We start from the raw sequence: 17,410 nt of genomic DNA, 5'->3' as shown, positions 1-17,410 counted from the left end.
ATAGTTTGTTGTCGTTCAGCGTTCAAGGTGCCGCTGAAACCGCCGGACCTGATTTTGATAATAATTTTGCCGGTCCCGGGCCAGCTCAAGGGCTTTTCGAGCGGCTGATACTGCTTCAGCCACACGGTGGTTGGCAAACAGGGCTTCCGCATAGGTGTCTTGCACAAACGGCGACTGAGGTGCCAGGCCCACGGCCCGGCCGGCCAGATTCAGCGCACGGCCCGGGTCCTGAATTTCCGTTACCGGGCATGTCGCCAAAAGCCAGGCCAGATTATTGAGGGCATGGACATGATTTGAGTTGATACCAATGGCGGATTCGTAAGCGGCGATTGCCTGGATGAAATTCTGGGACGCATAGTGAAAATCTCCGGCAACCACATGCAGATCCGCATTTTCAGGATCCATCTTTAATTGCTCAAGCACCAGCCGACCGGTAACAAAATTGTCAATCCCGGGCTTGAATTGACCATAAGACAGGTGATATCCGAACCCGACGACACTGATCAACCCGATCACGGCAACACCGATCATGCGCCGGACCCGGCGATGATGATGCGCAATCAACGCGCTGTTCTCCTGGCATTTTTCCAGAAACCGGATGCGCTGTCCAATGCTGAAGTGATGCCAGTTGGGACGTTCCATATCCTGTCGGCTGATGGCGCCGATTTTATAAAATGTCCGGATCAAGGGAAAGGCATTGGGAAAGAATCGAAACAGATAAAGATCGGCCTGGCGTTCAAAGTTTCGCATAAAAAATCCGAACACGAAACGGAAATATACGATGAAAAAACAGATGAGAATCGCACCCATCAGCACCGAATGAACCTGAGATATGTCTATTCCTGAAAAAACAGGCTCCGGGAAATAGGTCGCCCCTGCCAGAACCAGAAGCATCAAGGGGTCATACAACACCGCGTTACAGGCGATGAATCCGGCAAAAAAAACCAGATAATACAGCATGTGCCAGTGCTTGACATGACCGATTTCGTGGAGAATGACCGCAGCCAGCTCCTCATCATTCAGAGAACCCAGCAGGGCCGGGGTCACCAGGATATATCTGAATTTTCCCACCAGACCCATGACACCGGCCGTGATCATGGAGCCGGCAAACAGATCCCATATCAAAATATCGGCATACCGCAATCCGGCCATATGACAGACCGCCTCGATCCGGGATCTGCCAGGCCCTTTCTCCATGGGCCGGCATTGCCAAATTGTTTTGATGAACACCGGGCCGAACACCGCAATCCCGGCCATAAACACCATAATGATGATCATTTCACCGGCCGGACCGTTCATCAGATCATCCAGCGGAGGATACGCAATGAACCGGATCAAATCCACAAACAAAGACAGGCACAGCCAGGGAAGCAATGTCGGCAAAGCAAATGACAACTGGGAAAAAATGTATTGTTTACAGGAAACCGGCCGGGAAAACAAATGTTTTTGAACCGGATAGGCCGCATGCCAGACCATGACCAGGTATGAAACAAACAATCCTAAAAACAGCAACGCTTCCAGCGTGGGAACCTTCTGAAACAATTGAACATGAGAAAATGCCGTATTGAGGCGAAACACATAAATATTGACGGCAAATACCAGTAAAGCCAGCACAGATAAACGGGATATGGTGCTGGAAACCGCCCGGTCCTCCTGAAAGGTGACAGATTTTTTAGCAGCGTTCAATATACGCCGGAAACTCAACCGGCAGATCAGAAAAAAACCGATGCCCAGCACCAGGCTCTGCAGCCATCCGGGCGATGTCCCTGGCCCATTGACACCAAACAGTTCCGATGTCGCATAAATGATCAACGCCACCAGAAAATATATGATTGTGGAAAACACGATGGGATCTCTTAAATGATTCCGTGGGCCGCAAACTGTTTCAGCACCACCCAGGTTTTCACGTCAAACCGGATGTCCGGCGTATTCAACAGCTGTTCAGCCGACTGCGGGGTAAGCAGAATCACCTGAATATCTTCAGAATCCTCAATATGGTCGCTGGAAGGAACCCCGTCGCATTCCGCGTACAACAGACTGACGGATTCATCCGTCATGCCTGAGGAGGAAAAAACCGCAGGACTCTGCGCCAGCACCTTTGTCAAGTGCAGGCCGGTTTCTTCGAACAGCTCCCGCCGACCGGCCGTAACTACGCTTTCCCCCGGATCCAGCAAACCGGCGGGAAACCCGTATTGATATCCCCCCAGCACCACCCGGAACTCTCTAATGATCACCAGGCGCTGTTCTTTGACATGATAGGGAACGATCACCACGGCATCCGGTCGATCCCGGGTTGTTTCTTCAAAATTTTTCGGGCCGGACCGGGACGCGAATGTCCAGGTTTTGTCTTTGCCCACCCGGTCCTGATATGTCAGGGAAAACAGATTCAAATGATGCATATCGGTTAATTTCCGAATCTGATGAATCTTCATGAAACACTCCTCATTAACCTGTACCATGTGATGATTTGATTGTCCGAAAACAGACAGATCACAGATATGTCAGATAACCGAAAACCAGCCAGAAATGACAGGCACTGCCCAGCAGCACACAGATATGCCAGATTTCATGAAACCCGAACATTTTTGGAAACGGATCCGGTTTTTTGAAGATATACACCAGGGCTCCGAGACTGTAAAACAAACCACCTAAGGCCAGCCATAACAGCGGGGCTGGTTCCAGAATTTGTACCAGCGGATAAACCGCCACCATGCACAGCCACCCCATACCCAGGTAGATCAACGTGGAGATCCAGCGGGGAAGATTCATCCAGAACAGCTTCAGCACGATTCCCACCGCAGCAAATCCCCAGATGATGCCGAACAGCGACCATCCCCAGGGTCCCCGCAGCGGCACCAGGCACAAAGGCGTATATGATCCGGCAATGACCATGAAAATCATGATATGATCGATGCGGCGAAAAATAGCCAGCGTTTTGGCTGACAATTGCAGGCCATGGTAAAGAAAGCTGGCTGTATACATGAATACCAGCGTGGTCCCGAAAATGGCAAAAGACACCACATGCCAGGCATCGGCCTTGACAGCGGCCATGACCACCATCAAGGTCAGGCCGGCAATGGATGCCAGGCTGCCCGCCATATGAGACAATGCGTTGACCGGCTCTCTGAATAATTTCAATGGATTTTTCATGCAGATACTTTACGCTTTTTTTGTACTGTCTTCAATACAAATGCGCTGTTGTACTTAAATTTTTACCCGGATCCACTGGTTAATAACCAGGAATAACCGAAAAAAATCTTGATAATTTACCGGGGTGTGCTAATACATGAATGGTAATTTCGTATTTACCCCCACGTTAATGAAGTAAACTTTAAACCACAGGAGGAAAGGATTCATGAAACCACTTAAAATGGTCGTTGCGTGTATCAGTATTCTTGCCATGTCTGCCATGGCCATGGCCGGTACCCTGGATGATGTCAAAGCCAAGGGCTATGTTGATGTCGGCATCAACGGCAGCTTGTTCGGATTTGGCATGCCCGATGAAAAGGGCGAAATGAAAGGTCTGGATGTGGACACGGCCAAAGCCATTGCCGCAGCGGTATTCGGCGATGCATCCAAAGTCAAATTCACGGCCCTGACAGCGGTCCAGCGGCTGCCGGCCCTTCAGTCCAAAGAGATTGACGTACTGTGCAGGAATACTACCCAGACCCTGTCCAGAGAAACCCAGTCCGGCTTGAATTTTGTTCAGCCCAACTACTATGACGGCCAGGGATTTCTGGTTCCCAAAGCATTGGGTATCAAAAGCGCCAAAGAACTGGACGGTGCCACCGTCTGTGTCCTTCCCGGCACTACCACGGAAATGAATGCCGCTGATTTTTTCCGGGCCAACGGCATGAAATGGTCTCCCGTGGTCATTGAAAATACCGCTGAGCTGAACAAAGCTTTTTTTGCCGGTCGTTGCGATGCATTGACGTCTGACATGTCCCAGCTGGCAGGCAACCGGTCCGTGGCACCCAATCCCGAAGATTATATGCTGCTGCCGGAAGTCATTTCCAAAGAACCGCTGGCCCCGGTGGTCCGGCATGGAGATGATCAATGGTTCGATATTGTCAACTGGACCATGATGGCGTTGATCGAGGCGGAAGAACTGGGTATCACCTCCCAGAATGTGGATGACATGCTCAAATCGGAAAATCCGGGAATCAAACGCTTTTTGGGTGTAACACCGGGGATGGGCCAAATGCTGGGTCTGGACAATGAATGGGCCTATAACATTGTCAAACAGGTGGGCAACTACGGGGAAATATTTGAAAGAAATGTCGGTCCTGATACACCCCTGGGTATCCCCAGAGGCCTGAACGCCCTGTGGACCGATGGTGGACAGATGTACGCTTCTCCCATCAGGTAGACTTTTTTTCCGACCCGAACCCTAAAAGATACCTTAAGTATCGGGCGCTCCGGATTTAATCATCCGGAGCGTCTGATATCAGATCTCCCTATAATGGAAAAAACATCTGAGCCATGACACCTTCTGAATCAGAACCAAAAGTACCTTTCTGGCTGGATCCCGGAAAACGGGCCATCGGATTTCAGATTATCACCTGTCTGATGGTGGGTCTGCTGGCCTGGTATCTGGTGAACAACACCCTGGTCAACATGGAAAAACAGTCCATCGCCTCTGGATTCGGTTTTCTGGAAAGAGAAGCCGCCTTTGAAATCGGTGAAAGCCTGATTGCGTATTCTGCGTCGGACAGCTATGCCAAAGCCTTGTTCGTGGGTGTGCTCAATACGCTGAAAGTTTCGTTTATCGGTATAATTCTTTGTTTGATCATCGGGCTGTTCATCGGTGTGGCCAGACTGTCCACCAACTGGCTGGTCAAAAAACTGGCCATGATTTATATTGAGGTGATGCAGAACATTCCGGTTCTGCTGCAGCTGTTTTTCTGGTACGCCCTGTTTTATGAAATGTTTCCAAGTCCCCGACAGGCATTGAACCCCATGGCCGGACTGTTTCTGTGCAACCGGGGCGTGGCCCTGGCCGTGCCTGCCTCCCATCCCGCTTATTTTCAAATGTTTATTGCGCTGATGATCGGCCTTGTTTTGGGATTCGGTCTCAAACGCTGGGTCAAAAAACGCAAATTTACCACCGGCCGGGATTTTCCGGTGCTGTGGCCGTTTCTGGGCTTGTCCTTAGGACTGCCGTTGCTGGTCTGGGTCCTGCACGGTGCCCCCATGCAGATGGATGTGCCGGAACTGAAAGGATTCAATTTTCAAGGCGGCATTATGCTGTCTCCGGAATTCTTTGCGTTGCTTTTAGGCCTGGTGATCTACACCTCTGCATTTGTAGCTGAGGCTGTCAGAGCCGGTATTCAGGCGGTCAGCCGGGGTCAGACCGAGGCCGCCATGTCCATCGGGCTGAAGAAAAAACATATTCTGAATCTGGTGATCCTTCCCCAGGCATTGCGCGTTATCATCCCCCCTTTGACCAGTCAGATGCTCAATTTGACCAAAAACTCCTCTCTGGCCATTGCCATCGGTTACCCGGATTTTGTTTCCGTGGCCAATACCACCATCAACCAGACCGGGCAATCCATCGAAGGCGTGGCCATGATCATGGCATGTTACCTGGTGTTCAGTGTTTCCACATCCATTTTCATGAACTGGTACAATAAAAAATCCAAACTGGTTGAAAGATAATTGCCATGGGTATTGTTGCCATAGACAAAGATGCCATCCAGAAAATGAAACCCCCTGTCGTGCATCGGGGAGCGATCGGCTGGCTCAAGGAAAATCTGTTCAACGGGGTATTCAACTCGATTCTGACCCTTGTGTTTTTAGCGTTTCTACTCAAATTTGTGCCGCCGTTCATTAAATGGGCGTTTATCGATTCGGTCTGGTTCACCACGGGAGCGGAATGCAAAGAATGCCCCGGGGCCTGCTGGTCCGTGGTGTTGAAAAACCTGCGGTTCGTCATTTTTGGATTTTATCCCCATGACCTTCACTGGCGGCCGTTTGGCGCCATGCTCCTGCTGTTCACGCTGCTGTTTTTTTCCTATCACAAACGGTTCTGGTCCAAAAAACTGGGATATGCCTGGATGATCGGCCTGGTGGCCATGGGCATTCTGATGAAAGGCGGAATTTTCTGGCTGACCCCGGTGGACAGCATGAAATGGGGTGGTCTGCCGCTTACACTGCTTTTATCGGTGTTCGGACTGGCAGCTGCCTATCCTTTGGGCGTGATTCTGGCTTTGGGCAGAGATTCCCATATGCCCATGATCCGATATCTGTCCATCGGGTATATCGAACTGATCAGAGGCGTGCCGCTCATCAGTCTGCTGTTCATGTCCTCCATCATCTTTCCTTTGTTTTTGCCCGAAGGGGTGACCATCAACAAAATTTTGCGGGCCCAGGTGGCCATTATTCTGTTTACCGCCGCTTATGTGGCGGAAGTGGTAAGAGGCGGGCTCCAGGGCATGTCCGGGGGCCAGTACGAAGCTGCCGACGCATTGGGCCTGAACTACTATCAGACCATGCGGCTGGTCATTTTACCCCAGGCACTGAAAATTGTCATCCCTCCGACCTTGAGTGTGTTGATCTCCGCGTTCAAGGATACGTCTCTGGTGGTAATCATTGCTTTATACGATTTTTTGCTCACTTCCAAAACCGTGATCCAGCACCCGGAATGGAACGGATTCTCCACAGAGATGTACCTGTTTGTGGCGCTGATGTATTTCTTAGGATGTTTTTCCATGTCCAATTTTTCCAGAAAGCTGGAACAGGAACTGGACACGGACAAACGCAGTTAACCCACGTTTTAGGAACCTGATATGACCGACGCAACCGACGACCCCATCATTCAAGTGAAAAACCTTAATAAATGGTATGGTGATTTTCATGTGTTGAAAAACATCAACCTGGAAGTCAAACGACAGGAAAAAATTGTCATCTGCGGGCCTTCGGGTTCCGGAAAATCCACGCTGATCCGGTGCATCAACCGACTGGAAGAACACCAGAAAGGCAAAATCATCGTGGACGGCATTGAGCTGACCAACAATCTGAAAAACATTGAAACCATCCGCACGGAAGTGGGCATGGTGTTTCAGCATTTCAACCTGTTTCCCCATCTCACCATCTTAGACAACCTGACTTTAGGCCCCATCTGGGTCCGCAAGACCCCGAAAAAACAGGCGGAAGAAACCGCCATGTTTTATCTGGAAAAAGTCAAAATCGCAGAACAGGCCAATAAATTTCCGGGTCAGTTGTCCGGAGGTCAGCAGCAGCGGGTGGCCATTGCCCGAAGCCTGTGCATGAAACCCAAGGTGATGCTGTTTGACGAACCCACCTCGGCCCTGGATCCGGAAATGGTCAAAGAGGTGCTGGATGTGATGGTGCAGCTGTCGGAAGAAGGCATGACCATGATTGTGGTGTCCCATGAAATGGGATTTGCCAAAACTGTGGCCCAGCGGGTCATGCTCATGGATGACGGCATGATTTTAGAAGAAAACAACCCCATCGATTTTTTTGAAAACCCGCAGCATGAACGAACCCAATTCTTTTTAAGTCAGATTCTTCATTAAACATCACCCGATGAAGCCACCGGTCTGATACCTGTTTTTATTACGGTACCAGACCGTTTACAGGCGATTCTCACTCTTTTTTTCACAAATGATTTAAATCATTTTTTATTTTTCCGTTTTATTTTTAAAATGAATGATTATATGTTTAACCATAACAACAAAACCAGACGGTTCACATTAACATGCAGGTAAAATTATAAATGATACTCAATTTTTTCACCAAGGTCTTTGGTTCCAGCAATGATCGGATTTTAAAGAAACTGGCACCGCTTGTCCAGCGAATCAACGAACTGGAACCGGAGATGAAGCGGTTGTCCGATACGGATATGGCCCAGAAAACCCATGAATTAAAACAACGGGTGGCAAACAAGGAATCACTGGACGATCTGCTGCCTGAAGCGTTTGCCCTGGTCAGGGAAGCATCGGTACGCACATTGGGGATGCGGCATTTTGATGTGCAGCTCATCGGCGGCATTGCGTTGCACCAGGGAATGATCGCGGAAATGAAGACCGGTGAAGGTAAAACCTTGATGTCCACGCTGGCGGCCTATTTGAATGCTTTGTCCGGCAAGGGTGTGCACATTGTCACGGTCAACGATTATCTGGCCGACCGGGATGCGCAATGGATGGATCAAATATACCGGTTTCTGGATCTGAGTACCGGTGTCATTCTTCATGACATGAACGACCAGGAACGAAAACAGGCCTATGCCGCAGATATTACCTACGGGACCAACAATGAGTTCGGGTTCGACTATCTGCGGGACAACATGAAATTCGACAAAGACAGCCTGGCCCAGAAGCAACTCAATTTTGCCATTGTAGATGAAGTGGACTCCATTCTCATTGATGAGGCCAGGACCCCGTTGATCATTTCCGGCCCGGCTGAGAAATCCACCCATTTGTACACCCAGGTGAATGCCATGTTACCCGGATTTAAAAAAGACGAGGATTATACCCTGGACGAGGAGGCCAAAACCGCCACCTTGACCGAAGCCGGGATCGCCAAAGGGGAAAAACTGCTCAATGTGGAGAATTTATACGATCCTGCCAACATTGAAGTTCTGCATCATCTGAACCAGGCGTTGAAGGCCCATACCCTGTTCAAACGGGACACGGATTACATTGTCAAAAACAATCAGGTGGTGATTGTGGATGAATTCACCGGACGACTCATGTCGGGCCGGCGATACAGTGAAGGCCTTCACCAGGCACTGGAAGCCAAAGAAGGCGTAAAAATCGAAAATGAGAACCAGACCCTGGCATCCATCACGTTTCAGAACTATTTCAGGATGTACGACAAACTGTCGGGTATGACCGGTACTGCGGAAACCGAAGCACCGGAGTTCAAAAAAATATATGACCTGAACGTACTGGTGATCCCCACACATAAACCCATGGTCCGGAAAGACTTTCCCGACCTGATCTACAAAACCCGTAAAGAAAAATATGATGCCGCCATAAAAGAGATCATGGATCTGCACAAAAAAGGGCAGCCCGTGCTGGTGGGTACCATTTCCATTGATGTGTCGGAAGATTTGAGTAAAACCCTCAAAAAAAAGGGAATTCCCCACAATGTACTGAACGCCAAGCATCACAAGGCAGAAGCGGAAATTATTGCCAATGCCGGCCAGAAAAACGCCGTCACCATTTCCACCAATATGGCCGGCCGGGGAACAGATATCAAACTTGGAGAAGGGGTGGTGGAACTGGGGGGACTGCATATTTTAGGAACGTCCCGCCATGAATCCCGGCGTATCGACAACCAGCTCCGGGGCCGGGCCGGACGTCAGGGAGACCCGGGTTCTTCCCGGTTCTATCTGTCCCTGGAAGATGACCTGCTCCGAATCTTCGGCGGGGACCGGATTCACAAGGTCATGGACCGGCTGGGCATCGAAGACGGTGAGCACATTGAGCATTCGTTCATTTCCAAGGCCATAGAAAATGCCCAGTCCAAGGTGGAAGGCCATAACTTTGAGATCAGAAAACATCTGCTGGAATTTGATGATGTCATGAATCAGCAGCGGGAAGTGATCTACCGGCAGCGCCGTCAGGCACTGCTGGAAAAAGATCTGAAATCCGTGGTCCTGGACATGATGGAAGACAAGACATGGGATGTGGTGAACGGATTTGTCTCCGATAAAACCCCTGCCAAAGACTGGGATCTTAAAGGTCTGGAAAAAGAGATCAAACAGGTGTTCAATTTTGATCTGGATTTGACGTCCCGGCCTTTATCTCATACCAGTCCGGATGATCTGGCCGACCATGTGTTTGACCAGGCCAAAACATATTATGAAACCAAAGAAGCCATGATCGGAGCGGACCAGGCCCGATCTCTGGAACGGTTTGTGGTGCTTCAGACCGTGGACACGCGATGGAAGGAACATTTGCTGGCCATGGATCATCTTAAAGAGGGGATCGGCTTGAGAGGCTATGCCCAGCAGGATCCGCTGCGGATTTACAAAAAAGAAGGCTTTGACATGTTTCAGGATCTCATGGCCCGGATCAAGGACGAAATTGTAGATATCCTGTTCAAAATCCAGATTACAGCAGCTGTGCCGGCGGAAGAACTTCAGCCCAAGCCCCGACAGGAACTGACCTTTTCCCATGCGTCAGAGGACGCGGTTAAAAAACCGGTGAAACGAACAACAGAAAAAGTACAGCGCAATGACCCCTGCCCCTGCGGCAGCGGAAAAAAATATAAAAAATGCTGTATGAATTGAGGCCCGGCAATGGCGAGTACTGATTTTCAAACCCGGACGGACATCTTTTCAAAAACACGAAAAGAATTGCCGCCGCAATATAAAGTCATTCTTCACAATGACGATTACACCACCATGGAATTTGTGGTGGAAATTCTGATCACGGTTTTTGGAAAACCACTTGAAAAAGCGACGCAAACTATGCTTAATATACATCATAAAGGAAACGCAGTGTGTGGCATATATACCAGAGAAATCGCAGAAACCAAAGTCGAGACGGTGCATCACCTGGCCAGCAGCCGGGGATTTCCTTTAAAAAGTACCATGGAAAAGGAGTAAGGCAAATATGATTAGCAAGGAACTGAGCACTGCCCTCGGGTTTGCCGTAAGGGAAGCCAAAAAAAGACGGCATGAATATGTCTGTGTAGAACATGTTCTTTATGCGATCCTGAACCATGAATCCGGTTCCGATACCATAGAAAAGTGCGGGGGAAATCCTGAACAGATCAAACAGGAACTGGAAAAATTTTTTGATGAAAAACTCACCAAAATCGATTCTCAGGAAGAATATGTGCTTCAGCAGACCATCGGGTTTCAGCGCATGATCCAGCGGGCCATCAACCATGCCCGGTCCGCTGAAAAAAGCGAGGTCAATCTGGGAGACATCCTGGCATCCATTTTTCAGGAAAAAGATTCCCATGCCGCGTTTTATCTGGAATCGGAAGGAATTACCCGTCTGGATGTACTGCGGCATATTTCCCATGCCACGGCAACGGACAAAAAATCCAAACAGACCCCGGACCCGGCCCAGAAAATGTTTAAAATGGATGACCGCAGAACCCAGCGGCAAAAGAAAAAAGACCCGTTGGAGCTGTTTACCACCAATCTGCTGACCAAAGCGGCAAACAACCGGATCGACCCGATCATCGGCCGGGAAAATGAACTGGACCGGGTGATGCAGGTGCTGTGCCGCCGCCGGAAAAACAATCCCATTTTAGTGGGAGATCCCGGGGTGGGGAAAACCGCTATTGCTGAAGGCCTGGCTTTAAAAATCCATCAGCATGAAGTGCCGGCCCTGCTCGAAGACAGTGAATTGTTTTCCCTGGATATGGGGGCGTTGCTGGCCGGTACCAAATACAGAGGTGATTTTGAACAGCGGCTCAAAGATGTGATCACTGCCCTGGAAGAAAAAGAAAACGCCTTGCTGGTTATCGACGAAATCCATACTGTGGTGGGGGCGGGTGCCACCAGTTCCGGTTCCATGGATGCCTCCAATATCCTGAAACCGGCCCTTTCTTCCGGGGATATCAAGTGTATCGGTACCACCACCTATGAGGAATACAAAAACCATTTTGAAAAAGACCGGGCCTTTTCCCGGCGGTTTGAAAAAATAGAAGTGTCCGAACCCAGTGTGGAAGATACCCGCATGATTCTCATGGGATTGCGGCCCTACTATGAAGAACACCATGGCCTGAACTATTCAGATCAGACCATTGAAGCGGCCGCATATCTGTCTGATAAATATATCAATGACCGGTTTCTGCCGGACAAGGCCATTGATGTGATGGATGAGACCGGGGCATATCTGCGCCTCAAAGGGGCCGCCAACCGCAAAAATGTTACACCCAAAGACATTGAAACCATAGTGGCCAAAATCGCCAAAGTGCCGGTGACATCTGTGACCGCCACAGACAAGGCCAATCTGGAATCATTGCCGGAACGGCTCTCCAATGTGATTTTCGGACAAGACGATGCCATTCAAATCCTGACCACCGCCATCAAGCGGTCCCGGGCCGGGCTGGCCGCACCGGACCGGCCTGTGGGTTCGTTTTTGTTCACAGGACCCACAGGGGTGGGCAAAACCGAAGTGGCCAAACAGCTGGCCGCCAACATGGGGATCGAATTTCTGCGGTTTGACATGAGTGAATATATGGAGAAACACGCCGTGTCCCGATTGATCGGTGCTCCGCCGGGGTATGTGGGATTTGATCAGGGCGGCATTCTCACCGACGGCATCCGCAAACATCCCTATTGTGTCCTGCTGCTGGATGAAATCGAAAAAGCACATATGGATCTGTACAATATCCTGCTTCAGGTGATGGATTATGCCACGCTGACGGACAATAACGGCAAAGCGGCGGATTTCCGCAACGTGGTCATTATTATGACTTCCAACGCCGGGGCCAGGGAGATGAGTGCCAACAGCATCGGATTCGGTGCTCAGGAAACCACCGGTGACACCCGGGGATTGAAGGCCGTGGAACAGACGTTCAGTCCTGAATTCCGCAACCGGCTGGACGGCATTGTTCAGTTCAACCACCTGTCCACAGCCACCATGGAAAAAATTGTGGACAAAGACATGGATGAGCTTAAACAGATGCTCAAGGCGCGGCAGATCCGCGTGAGCTATTCCGCTTCGGTGCGGTCTTACCTGGCCCAAAAAGGCTATGATCCCAAATTCGGAGCACGGCCCCTGGCCCGCCTGATTCAGGTGCAGATCAAAGACCGGCTCACGGATGAAATTCTGTTCGGCAAACTGACAAAAGGCGGTAAAATTCTGATTGGACTGAAAAATGATCAATTGACATTTCAGTTTAAAGACTGAATGCCTTTGTTTCGATTGTCCTCCCGCCTGGAATTCCCGCCGCCATGGCTGGCCCGGTCTGACGGGCTGCTGTGCATCGGCGGGGATCTTTCCTGTGACCGGATATTACTGGCATATCAAAACGGTATCTTTCCGTGGTTTTCAGACAATGAGCCTGTTTTATGGTGGTCTCCGGACCCTCGCCTGGTGCTCTATCCTTCCGGTATCCGGATTTCCCGGAGCCTGGGAAAAAAAATTAAAAAAAAAATTTTTACCCTAACGGTTAATCAGGCGTTTGAGCAAACGATTCAGGCCTGTTCTCAACCCAGAAAAGATCCGGATGAAGGCACCTGGCTGGTCAAAGAGATGCAGGAAGCATATATTGAACTTCACCACAAAGGATATGCCCATTCCGTGGAAGCCTGGCACCAGGACCGTCTGGTGGGAGGATTATACGGCGTGGGGATCGGGTGCATGTTTTTCGGAGAATCCATGTTCAGTTTTCAATCCGATGCATCCAAAGCAGCGCTGGTGGCTCTGGCCCATCATCTGGAAACGCATGGTTTTGACCTCATTGACTGCCAGGTGACCACAGACCATCTATGCCGGATGGGGGCGGTTGAAATCCCCCGATACCGGTTTCTGGACATCCTGGGCCGTTCCATTATCCGGCAACCAGTTCCCGGGGTCTGGGACTGCACAACCATTCCATCTTTCTGAACGACTTTCGTTGTCTTGACAAACCAGGATTCACTCCCATAATTTAAAGCATATATTTTTTTGGAGGATGTGCATTATGCTGCTCAAACTTTTTTTGTGTTTCACCCTGATTCCCATTTTGGAGTTGTATCTGCTCATTAAACTGGGGACGGTGATCGGGGGATTCAATACTATTTTGCTGGTGATCCTCACTGGATTTGCCGGTGCCTGGCTGGCCCGAATGCAGGGCATGGTGACCATGCTCAAAGTCCGTATGAATTTGCAGCAGGGCATCATGCCGGCAGAAGATCTGATGGATGGATTGATCATCCTGATTGCCGGTCTGGTTTTGATCACCCCGGGACTGATCACGGATGTTGCGGGACTGCTGCTGCTGTGGCCGGTAACCCGGAACCGTTTTAAACGGTTTCTGCGAAAAAAATTCGATGAACTCCAGGCCGGCGGCAATATTAATATCACCCGGTATCCTTGAAACAAATCAGGAGAAAACATGTTTTTAAAACAGATTCAGACCCGCAGAAGCATCAGAAAATTTACAGACCGGTCCGTTGATAAAGAAATAATTGACCAGTTGATTGAAGCGGCTTTAAGAGCCCCTTCTTCTCGGGATTTCAGACCATGGCGGTTTATCGTGGTGGATCAGCCGGACCTGCTGGCAAAACTGGCGGATGCCAAACCCCATGGTGCGTCTTTTTTGAAAAACGCGCCTCTGGGGTTTGTGGTCTGCGGCGATCCTGATGGCAGTGACGTGTGGGTGGAAGACTGTGCCATTGCATCCACTTTCATACACCTGGCAGCCCATGATCTGGGCCTGGGATCCTGCTGGATACAGATCCGCAAACGGGACCGATCACCGGATAAAACCGCAGATGCTTATATCAAAGAGCTGCTGGATATACCGGATAATATGGCGGTGGAATCCATTATTGCCATAGGATACCCGGATGAAACCAAATCCGGGCATTCAAAAACCGCTCTGGCATATGACAAGGTATTTTTCAACCATTTCGGGAAAGCCATGCCTTAAGCCGCCTCAACCCCTCTTGGGTCGATATTTCCGGATAATATCCCAGATCTGTTTTGGCCCGGGTAATGTTAAACCAGTGGGATGTGGCCAGCTCCTTTGCCATAAACCGGGTCATGGGCGGCTCTGAAATGATGCCCAGCAGGCCATAAATTTTTTCAAAGCACCATCCTGCCGCGTACGCGGTCCGGGCGGAAACATGGCCTTTGATGAGCGGCAGGCCGGCTGCCTCCAGAAACGCATTGGCCAACGCCCATTTGGATACCGGTTCATCCTGGCTGATGAAATAAATATTTCCGGACAATGAGGGATTTTCTTTCAGTTTTTGGGCTGCCAGCACATGGGCCAGGGCTGCATTGTCCACATAAATGGTATCCACCAGATCATCGACGCGGCCCACGATTTTCAGCCGTCCCGCCCGTTTCAAAATGCCCGGCACCAGATGGTTGTCTTCCGGACCCCAGATCAAGTGAGGTCTGAGAATGATGACATCCAGTCCCTGTGTTGCTGCCTGGCGCACTTTTTTTTCCGCAATCGCCTTGGTTTCCGGATAAGGGGCCAGATATGTCTTCGGATAGGAAACCGACTCATCCACATTTTCCATGTCGGATTCATCAAATATTACACTGGGAGAGCTCGTGTAAATCAGGCGTTTCACCCCCTGGGCCCGGCAGGCTTTTACCACATGGCCCGTGCCGGTCACATTCACGGCATAATAGGTGTCATATGATCCCCACACACCGGGTTTGGCTGCCACATGAAACACGGTCTCCATCCCTGTGACCGCTTTTTTAACCGCATCTGCATCAGTGAGATCCCCCTGAATCTGAGGCACCCCCATCCGGGCCAGAGACGGGTGATGCCGCCGGGAAAACGAGGTGACCGCATAATTGTGCACCCGCAGTTTTTTGACCAGGGCTTTGCCTAAAAATCCGCCCCCGCCTGTTACCAGAACCGGCTCCATTGTCCTCCTGCGTCATATTTATTTTTAGGGTTTTTAAACGTTTTTTCAACTATCCACTTGACAACGCCCGTGTTTTAACGTAGATAAATTTTCGTTTTTTGCTGAGCGGGAATAACTCAGTGGTAGAGTGCGACCTTGCCAAGGTCGAAGTCGCGGGTTCAAATCCCGTTTCCCGCTCCATTTCTTTCTTGTTTTCACATCACATGCTCAGCGTTTGTCCCTGATTTTCCTGTATTCCCCATTCAAGCACAGCGGCCGCCACTGTCAGGTCAAACAGGGCCATGCCCACGGATTTGAAAAACACAGTGCCGCCGCTTGGATCCACGGGCTGCTGCACCACAGATGCAAAAGCAAGAATTTTTTCCCTGGACACCACCTTGTTTTCAAGGGGCTGGCAGATATCCCCGGATTCTTCTGTTGCAAACAGGGTGTCCACATACACGGCATCCGCCCCTTTGATCACCGCATCAGGGAATTCTTTCATCTGCGGGGTAAATGACCCGATGGAGATGAACGTTTTGCCCAGAATCTCTGATACACCTGCGTCAAACACCGGTTTCGTGCTGGTGGTAGCGGCAATCACCACCTGGGACCGGGTCATCAGATCACGGGCGGATTTTGCCACCCGGCAGGTTACTTTGGGCCAGGCCGCCTGTATTTCTAAGGTCATCTTGTCTGCAGCAACCGGGTTCACATCCCACACCCACAATGTATCAATCTGCCGGTTGAACAGCAGAAACGCCGCCTGGCTTCTTCCCTGGACCCCTGCCCCGATAACGCCGGCCGTGTGGACTGAATCCGGCGACAGACAGGCTGTTGCCAGGCCGCCCACCGCCCCGGTCCGCCGGGCCGTCAATGCGGCCCCGTCCAGAATGGCAAGCGGTTGTCCGGTATGAGTGTCCGCCAGTATCACCATGCCGTTCACCACCGGAAAACCGCTTTCAGGTGCTTTGGGAAACACCGTCACCAGTTTGGTGGCCATATAGGCATCACCAAAACAGGGCATGAGCAGCAATGTATTTTCTTTTTGGGGCACATGGATCCGGTCCGGCATAAAAAATTTCTGAGCCGACTGCATGAGATATGCCTGTTCCACTGCTTTTTGAATGACGTCATAAGGGACACGGTCAATGGTTTCCTGATTGAAAAAACGCATAAAACACCTCAATCACGCATACATGGGGTTGCAATTTAATTTTTCTTAACATAAGGATGATCAAAATACCATACACCTTGATCGTTCTTGGTAAAAAAGGAGGCATGCTTGCAGAAAAAAGAAAAAATATTATGTATTCGTCAAAACTTGCTGCCAAAGGCATGGATGGCCCAAACCGCAAAGTTGCCCATGGATTTTTCCGCATTTGTCGATCAGTGCGCCCGGGCCGGGCATGAATTTGTGGACCGGACCCTGGCGGAAGAAGATGCCGGCTGGCAGCAGGTGATTCCCTATATCATACTTCAAACCCGGGACTTGGGCAAAACGGCGGTATACCTTCGCCAGGGAAGTGAAACGCGGCTTCATGACTTGTGGTCATCAGGCATCGGCGGCCATATCAATCCCCGGGATCAATCCAAGACATCAGAATCGTTCCAACAAATTCTGATGTCCGGCATGGCCCGGGAACTGGATGAAGAACTGACACAGCACCCTTCTGACGATCTGCCGGTTTTTTCCGGCATTATCCATGAAACCGTCACTGATGTGGGCCGGGTCCACTTAGGCGCGGTTTTCCGGATTCTGACCCAAACACCGGCATCCTATGTGCCGGGCCCGGAGCTGTGCCGGTTTCAATGGGTGGACACAGACAAGCTGACATCATTAAACATGGAATTATGGTCCTGCCTGGCCATGGACCTGTTGAACAAAAATTGATCTTT

16 protein-coding genes and 1 tRNA gene are annotated in these 17,410 nt (G+C 50.3%); 12 read left to right on the top strand and 5 right to left on the bottom strand.

All coding sequences use genetic code 11. From position 1 onward, the window contains the following. Positions 1 to 15 precede the first annotated feature (15 nt). The 3 genes from K365_RS0109645 to trhA are packed head-to-tail and all read right to left on the bottom strand — an operon-like array spanning position 16 to position 3,138. Positions 16 to 1,845 carry a M48 family metallopeptidase gene (locus K365_RS0109645; RefSeq protein WP_024334403.1) on the bottom strand — a complete coding sequence of 610 codons (1,830 nt, stop codon included), beginning with the start codon at positions 1,843 to 1,845 and terminating at the stop codon, positions 16 to 18. Between the two features lie 11 nt (positions 1,846 to 1,856). Next, positions 1,857 to 2,432 (bottom strand): NUDIX hydrolase, encoded by a 576-nt coding sequence (locus K365_RS0109640; protein WP_006966219.1) that lies wholly within the window; start codon positions 2,430 to 2,432, stop codon positions 1,857 to 1,859. Between the two features lie 58 nt (positions 2,433 to 2,490). Next, positions 2,491 to 3,138, bottom strand: coding sequence for a PAQR family membrane homeostasis protein TrhA (gene trhA, locus K365_RS0109635; protein WP_024334402.1), 648 nt, complete (start codon positions 3,136 to 3,138; stop codon positions 2,491 to 2,493). Between the two features lie 217 nt (positions 3,139 to 3,355). Here trhA and K365_RS0109630 point away from each other — a divergent pair, with 217 nt between their 5' ends. The 10 genes from K365_RS0109630 to K365_RS0109585 all read left to right on the top strand — a co-directional run bounded on the left by K365_RS0109630 (position 3,356) and on the right by K365_RS0109585 (position 14,571). After that, complete coding sequence (locus tag K365_RS0109630; RefSeq protein WP_006966217.1) at positions 3,356 to 4,369, top strand: amino acid ABC transporter substrate-binding protein; 1,014 nt, start codon at positions 3,356 to 3,358, stop codon at positions 4,367 to 4,369. A gap of 113 nt (positions 4,370 to 4,482) precedes the next feature. Further along, positions 4,483 to 5,658: an amino acid ABC transporter permease gene (locus K365_RS0109625; RefSeq protein WP_024334401.1), complete on the top strand. Its 1,176-nt coding sequence runs from the start codon at positions 4,483 to 4,485 to the stop codon at positions 5,656 to 5,658. A 5-nt stretch (positions 5,659 to 5,663) separates the two neighbouring features. Beyond that, complete coding sequence (locus K365_RS28420) at positions 5,664 to 6,767, top strand: amino acid ABC transporter permease (protein WP_006966215.1); 1,104 nt, start codon at positions 5,664 to 5,666, stop codon at positions 6,765 to 6,767. A gap of 21 nt (positions 6,768 to 6,788) precedes the next feature. Next, positions 6,789 to 7,538 (top strand): amino acid ABC transporter ATP-binding protein, encoded by a 750-nt coding sequence (locus K365_RS28415; protein WP_006966214.1) that lies wholly within the window; start codon positions 6,789 to 6,791, stop codon positions 7,536 to 7,538. Between the two features lie 200 nt (positions 7,539 to 7,738). Further along, entirely contained in the window at positions 7,739 to 10,261 is a 2,523-nt protein-coding gene (secA, locus tag K365_RS0109610; protein WP_024334400.1) for a preprotein translocase subunit SecA, read from the top strand. A gap of 9 nt (positions 10,262 to 10,270) precedes the next feature. Next, positions 10,271 to 10,579: an ATP-dependent Clp protease adaptor ClpS gene (locus K365_RS0109605; RefSeq protein WP_006966212.1), complete on the top strand. Its 309-nt coding sequence runs from the start codon at positions 10,271 to 10,273 to the stop codon at positions 10,577 to 10,579. A 7-nt stretch (positions 10,580 to 10,586) separates the two neighbouring features. Then, complete coding sequence (gene clpA, locus K365_RS0109600) at positions 10,587 to 12,845, top strand: ATP-dependent Clp protease ATP-binding subunit ClpA (RefSeq protein WP_006966211.1); 2,259 nt, start codon at positions 10,587 to 10,589, stop codon at positions 12,843 to 12,845. Then, positions 12,846 to 13,544 (top strand): leucyl/phenylalanyl-tRNA--protein transferase, encoded by a 699-nt coding sequence (gene aat / locus K365_RS0109595; RefSeq protein ID WP_006966210.1) that lies wholly within the window; start codon positions 12,846 to 12,848, stop codon positions 13,542 to 13,544. Positions 13,545 to 13,620: 76 nt separating this feature from the next. Next, positions 13,621 to 14,016: an FxsA family protein gene (locus K365_RS0109590; protein WP_006966209.1), complete on the top strand. Its 396-nt coding sequence runs from the start codon at positions 13,621 to 13,623 to the stop codon at positions 14,014 to 14,016. 18 nt (positions 14,017 to 14,034) lie between these two features. Further along, positions 14,035 to 14,571 (top strand): nitroreductase family protein, encoded by a 537-nt coding sequence (locus K365_RS0109585; RefSeq protein ID WP_006966208.1) that lies wholly within the window; start codon positions 14,035 to 14,037, stop codon positions 14,569 to 14,571. On the opposite strand, the gene K365_RS0109580 is transcribed toward K365_RS0109585, so the two are convergent. Further along, complete coding sequence (locus K365_RS0109580; RefSeq protein WP_024334399.1) at positions 14,543 to 15,532, bottom strand: NAD-dependent epimerase/dehydratase family protein; 990 nt, start codon at positions 15,530 to 15,532, stop codon at positions 14,543 to 14,545. The two genes, K365_RS0109585 and K365_RS0109580, sit on opposite strands and share 29 nt — an antisense overlap. Before the next feature lie 105 nt (positions 15,533 to 15,637). Here K365_RS0109580 and K365_RS0109575 point away from each other — a divergent pair. Next, a tRNA-Gly gene (locus K365_RS0109575) sits at positions 15,638 to 15,712 on the top strand. 19 nt (positions 15,713 to 15,731) lie between these two features. Here K365_RS0109575 and K365_RS26485 read toward each other — a convergent pair. Next, entirely contained in the window at positions 15,732 to 16,688 is a 957-nt protein-coding gene (locus tag K365_RS26485; RefSeq protein WP_024334398.1) for an ornithine cyclodeaminase family protein, read from the bottom strand. A gap of 108 nt (positions 16,689 to 16,796) precedes the next feature. Between K365_RS26485 and K365_RS0109565 the strand changes: the two genes are divergently transcribed. Then, positions 16,797 to 17,405, top strand: coding sequence for a phosphoesterase (locus tag K365_RS0109565; RefSeq protein ID WP_024334397.1), 609 nt, complete (start codon positions 16,797 to 16,799; stop codon positions 17,403 to 17,405). Positions 17,406 to 17,410: the final 5 nt, after the last annotated feature.

The organism is Desulfotignum balticum DSM 7044, assembly GCF_000421285.1.
GTDB classification, from domain to species: domain Bacteria; phylum Desulfobacterota; class Desulfobacteria; order Desulfobacterales; family Desulfobacteraceae; genus Desulfotignum; species Desulfotignum balticum.
The sequence above is the reverse complement of the archived record's forward strand: the minus strand, read 5'-3'. Positions and strand labels throughout refer to the sequence as shown.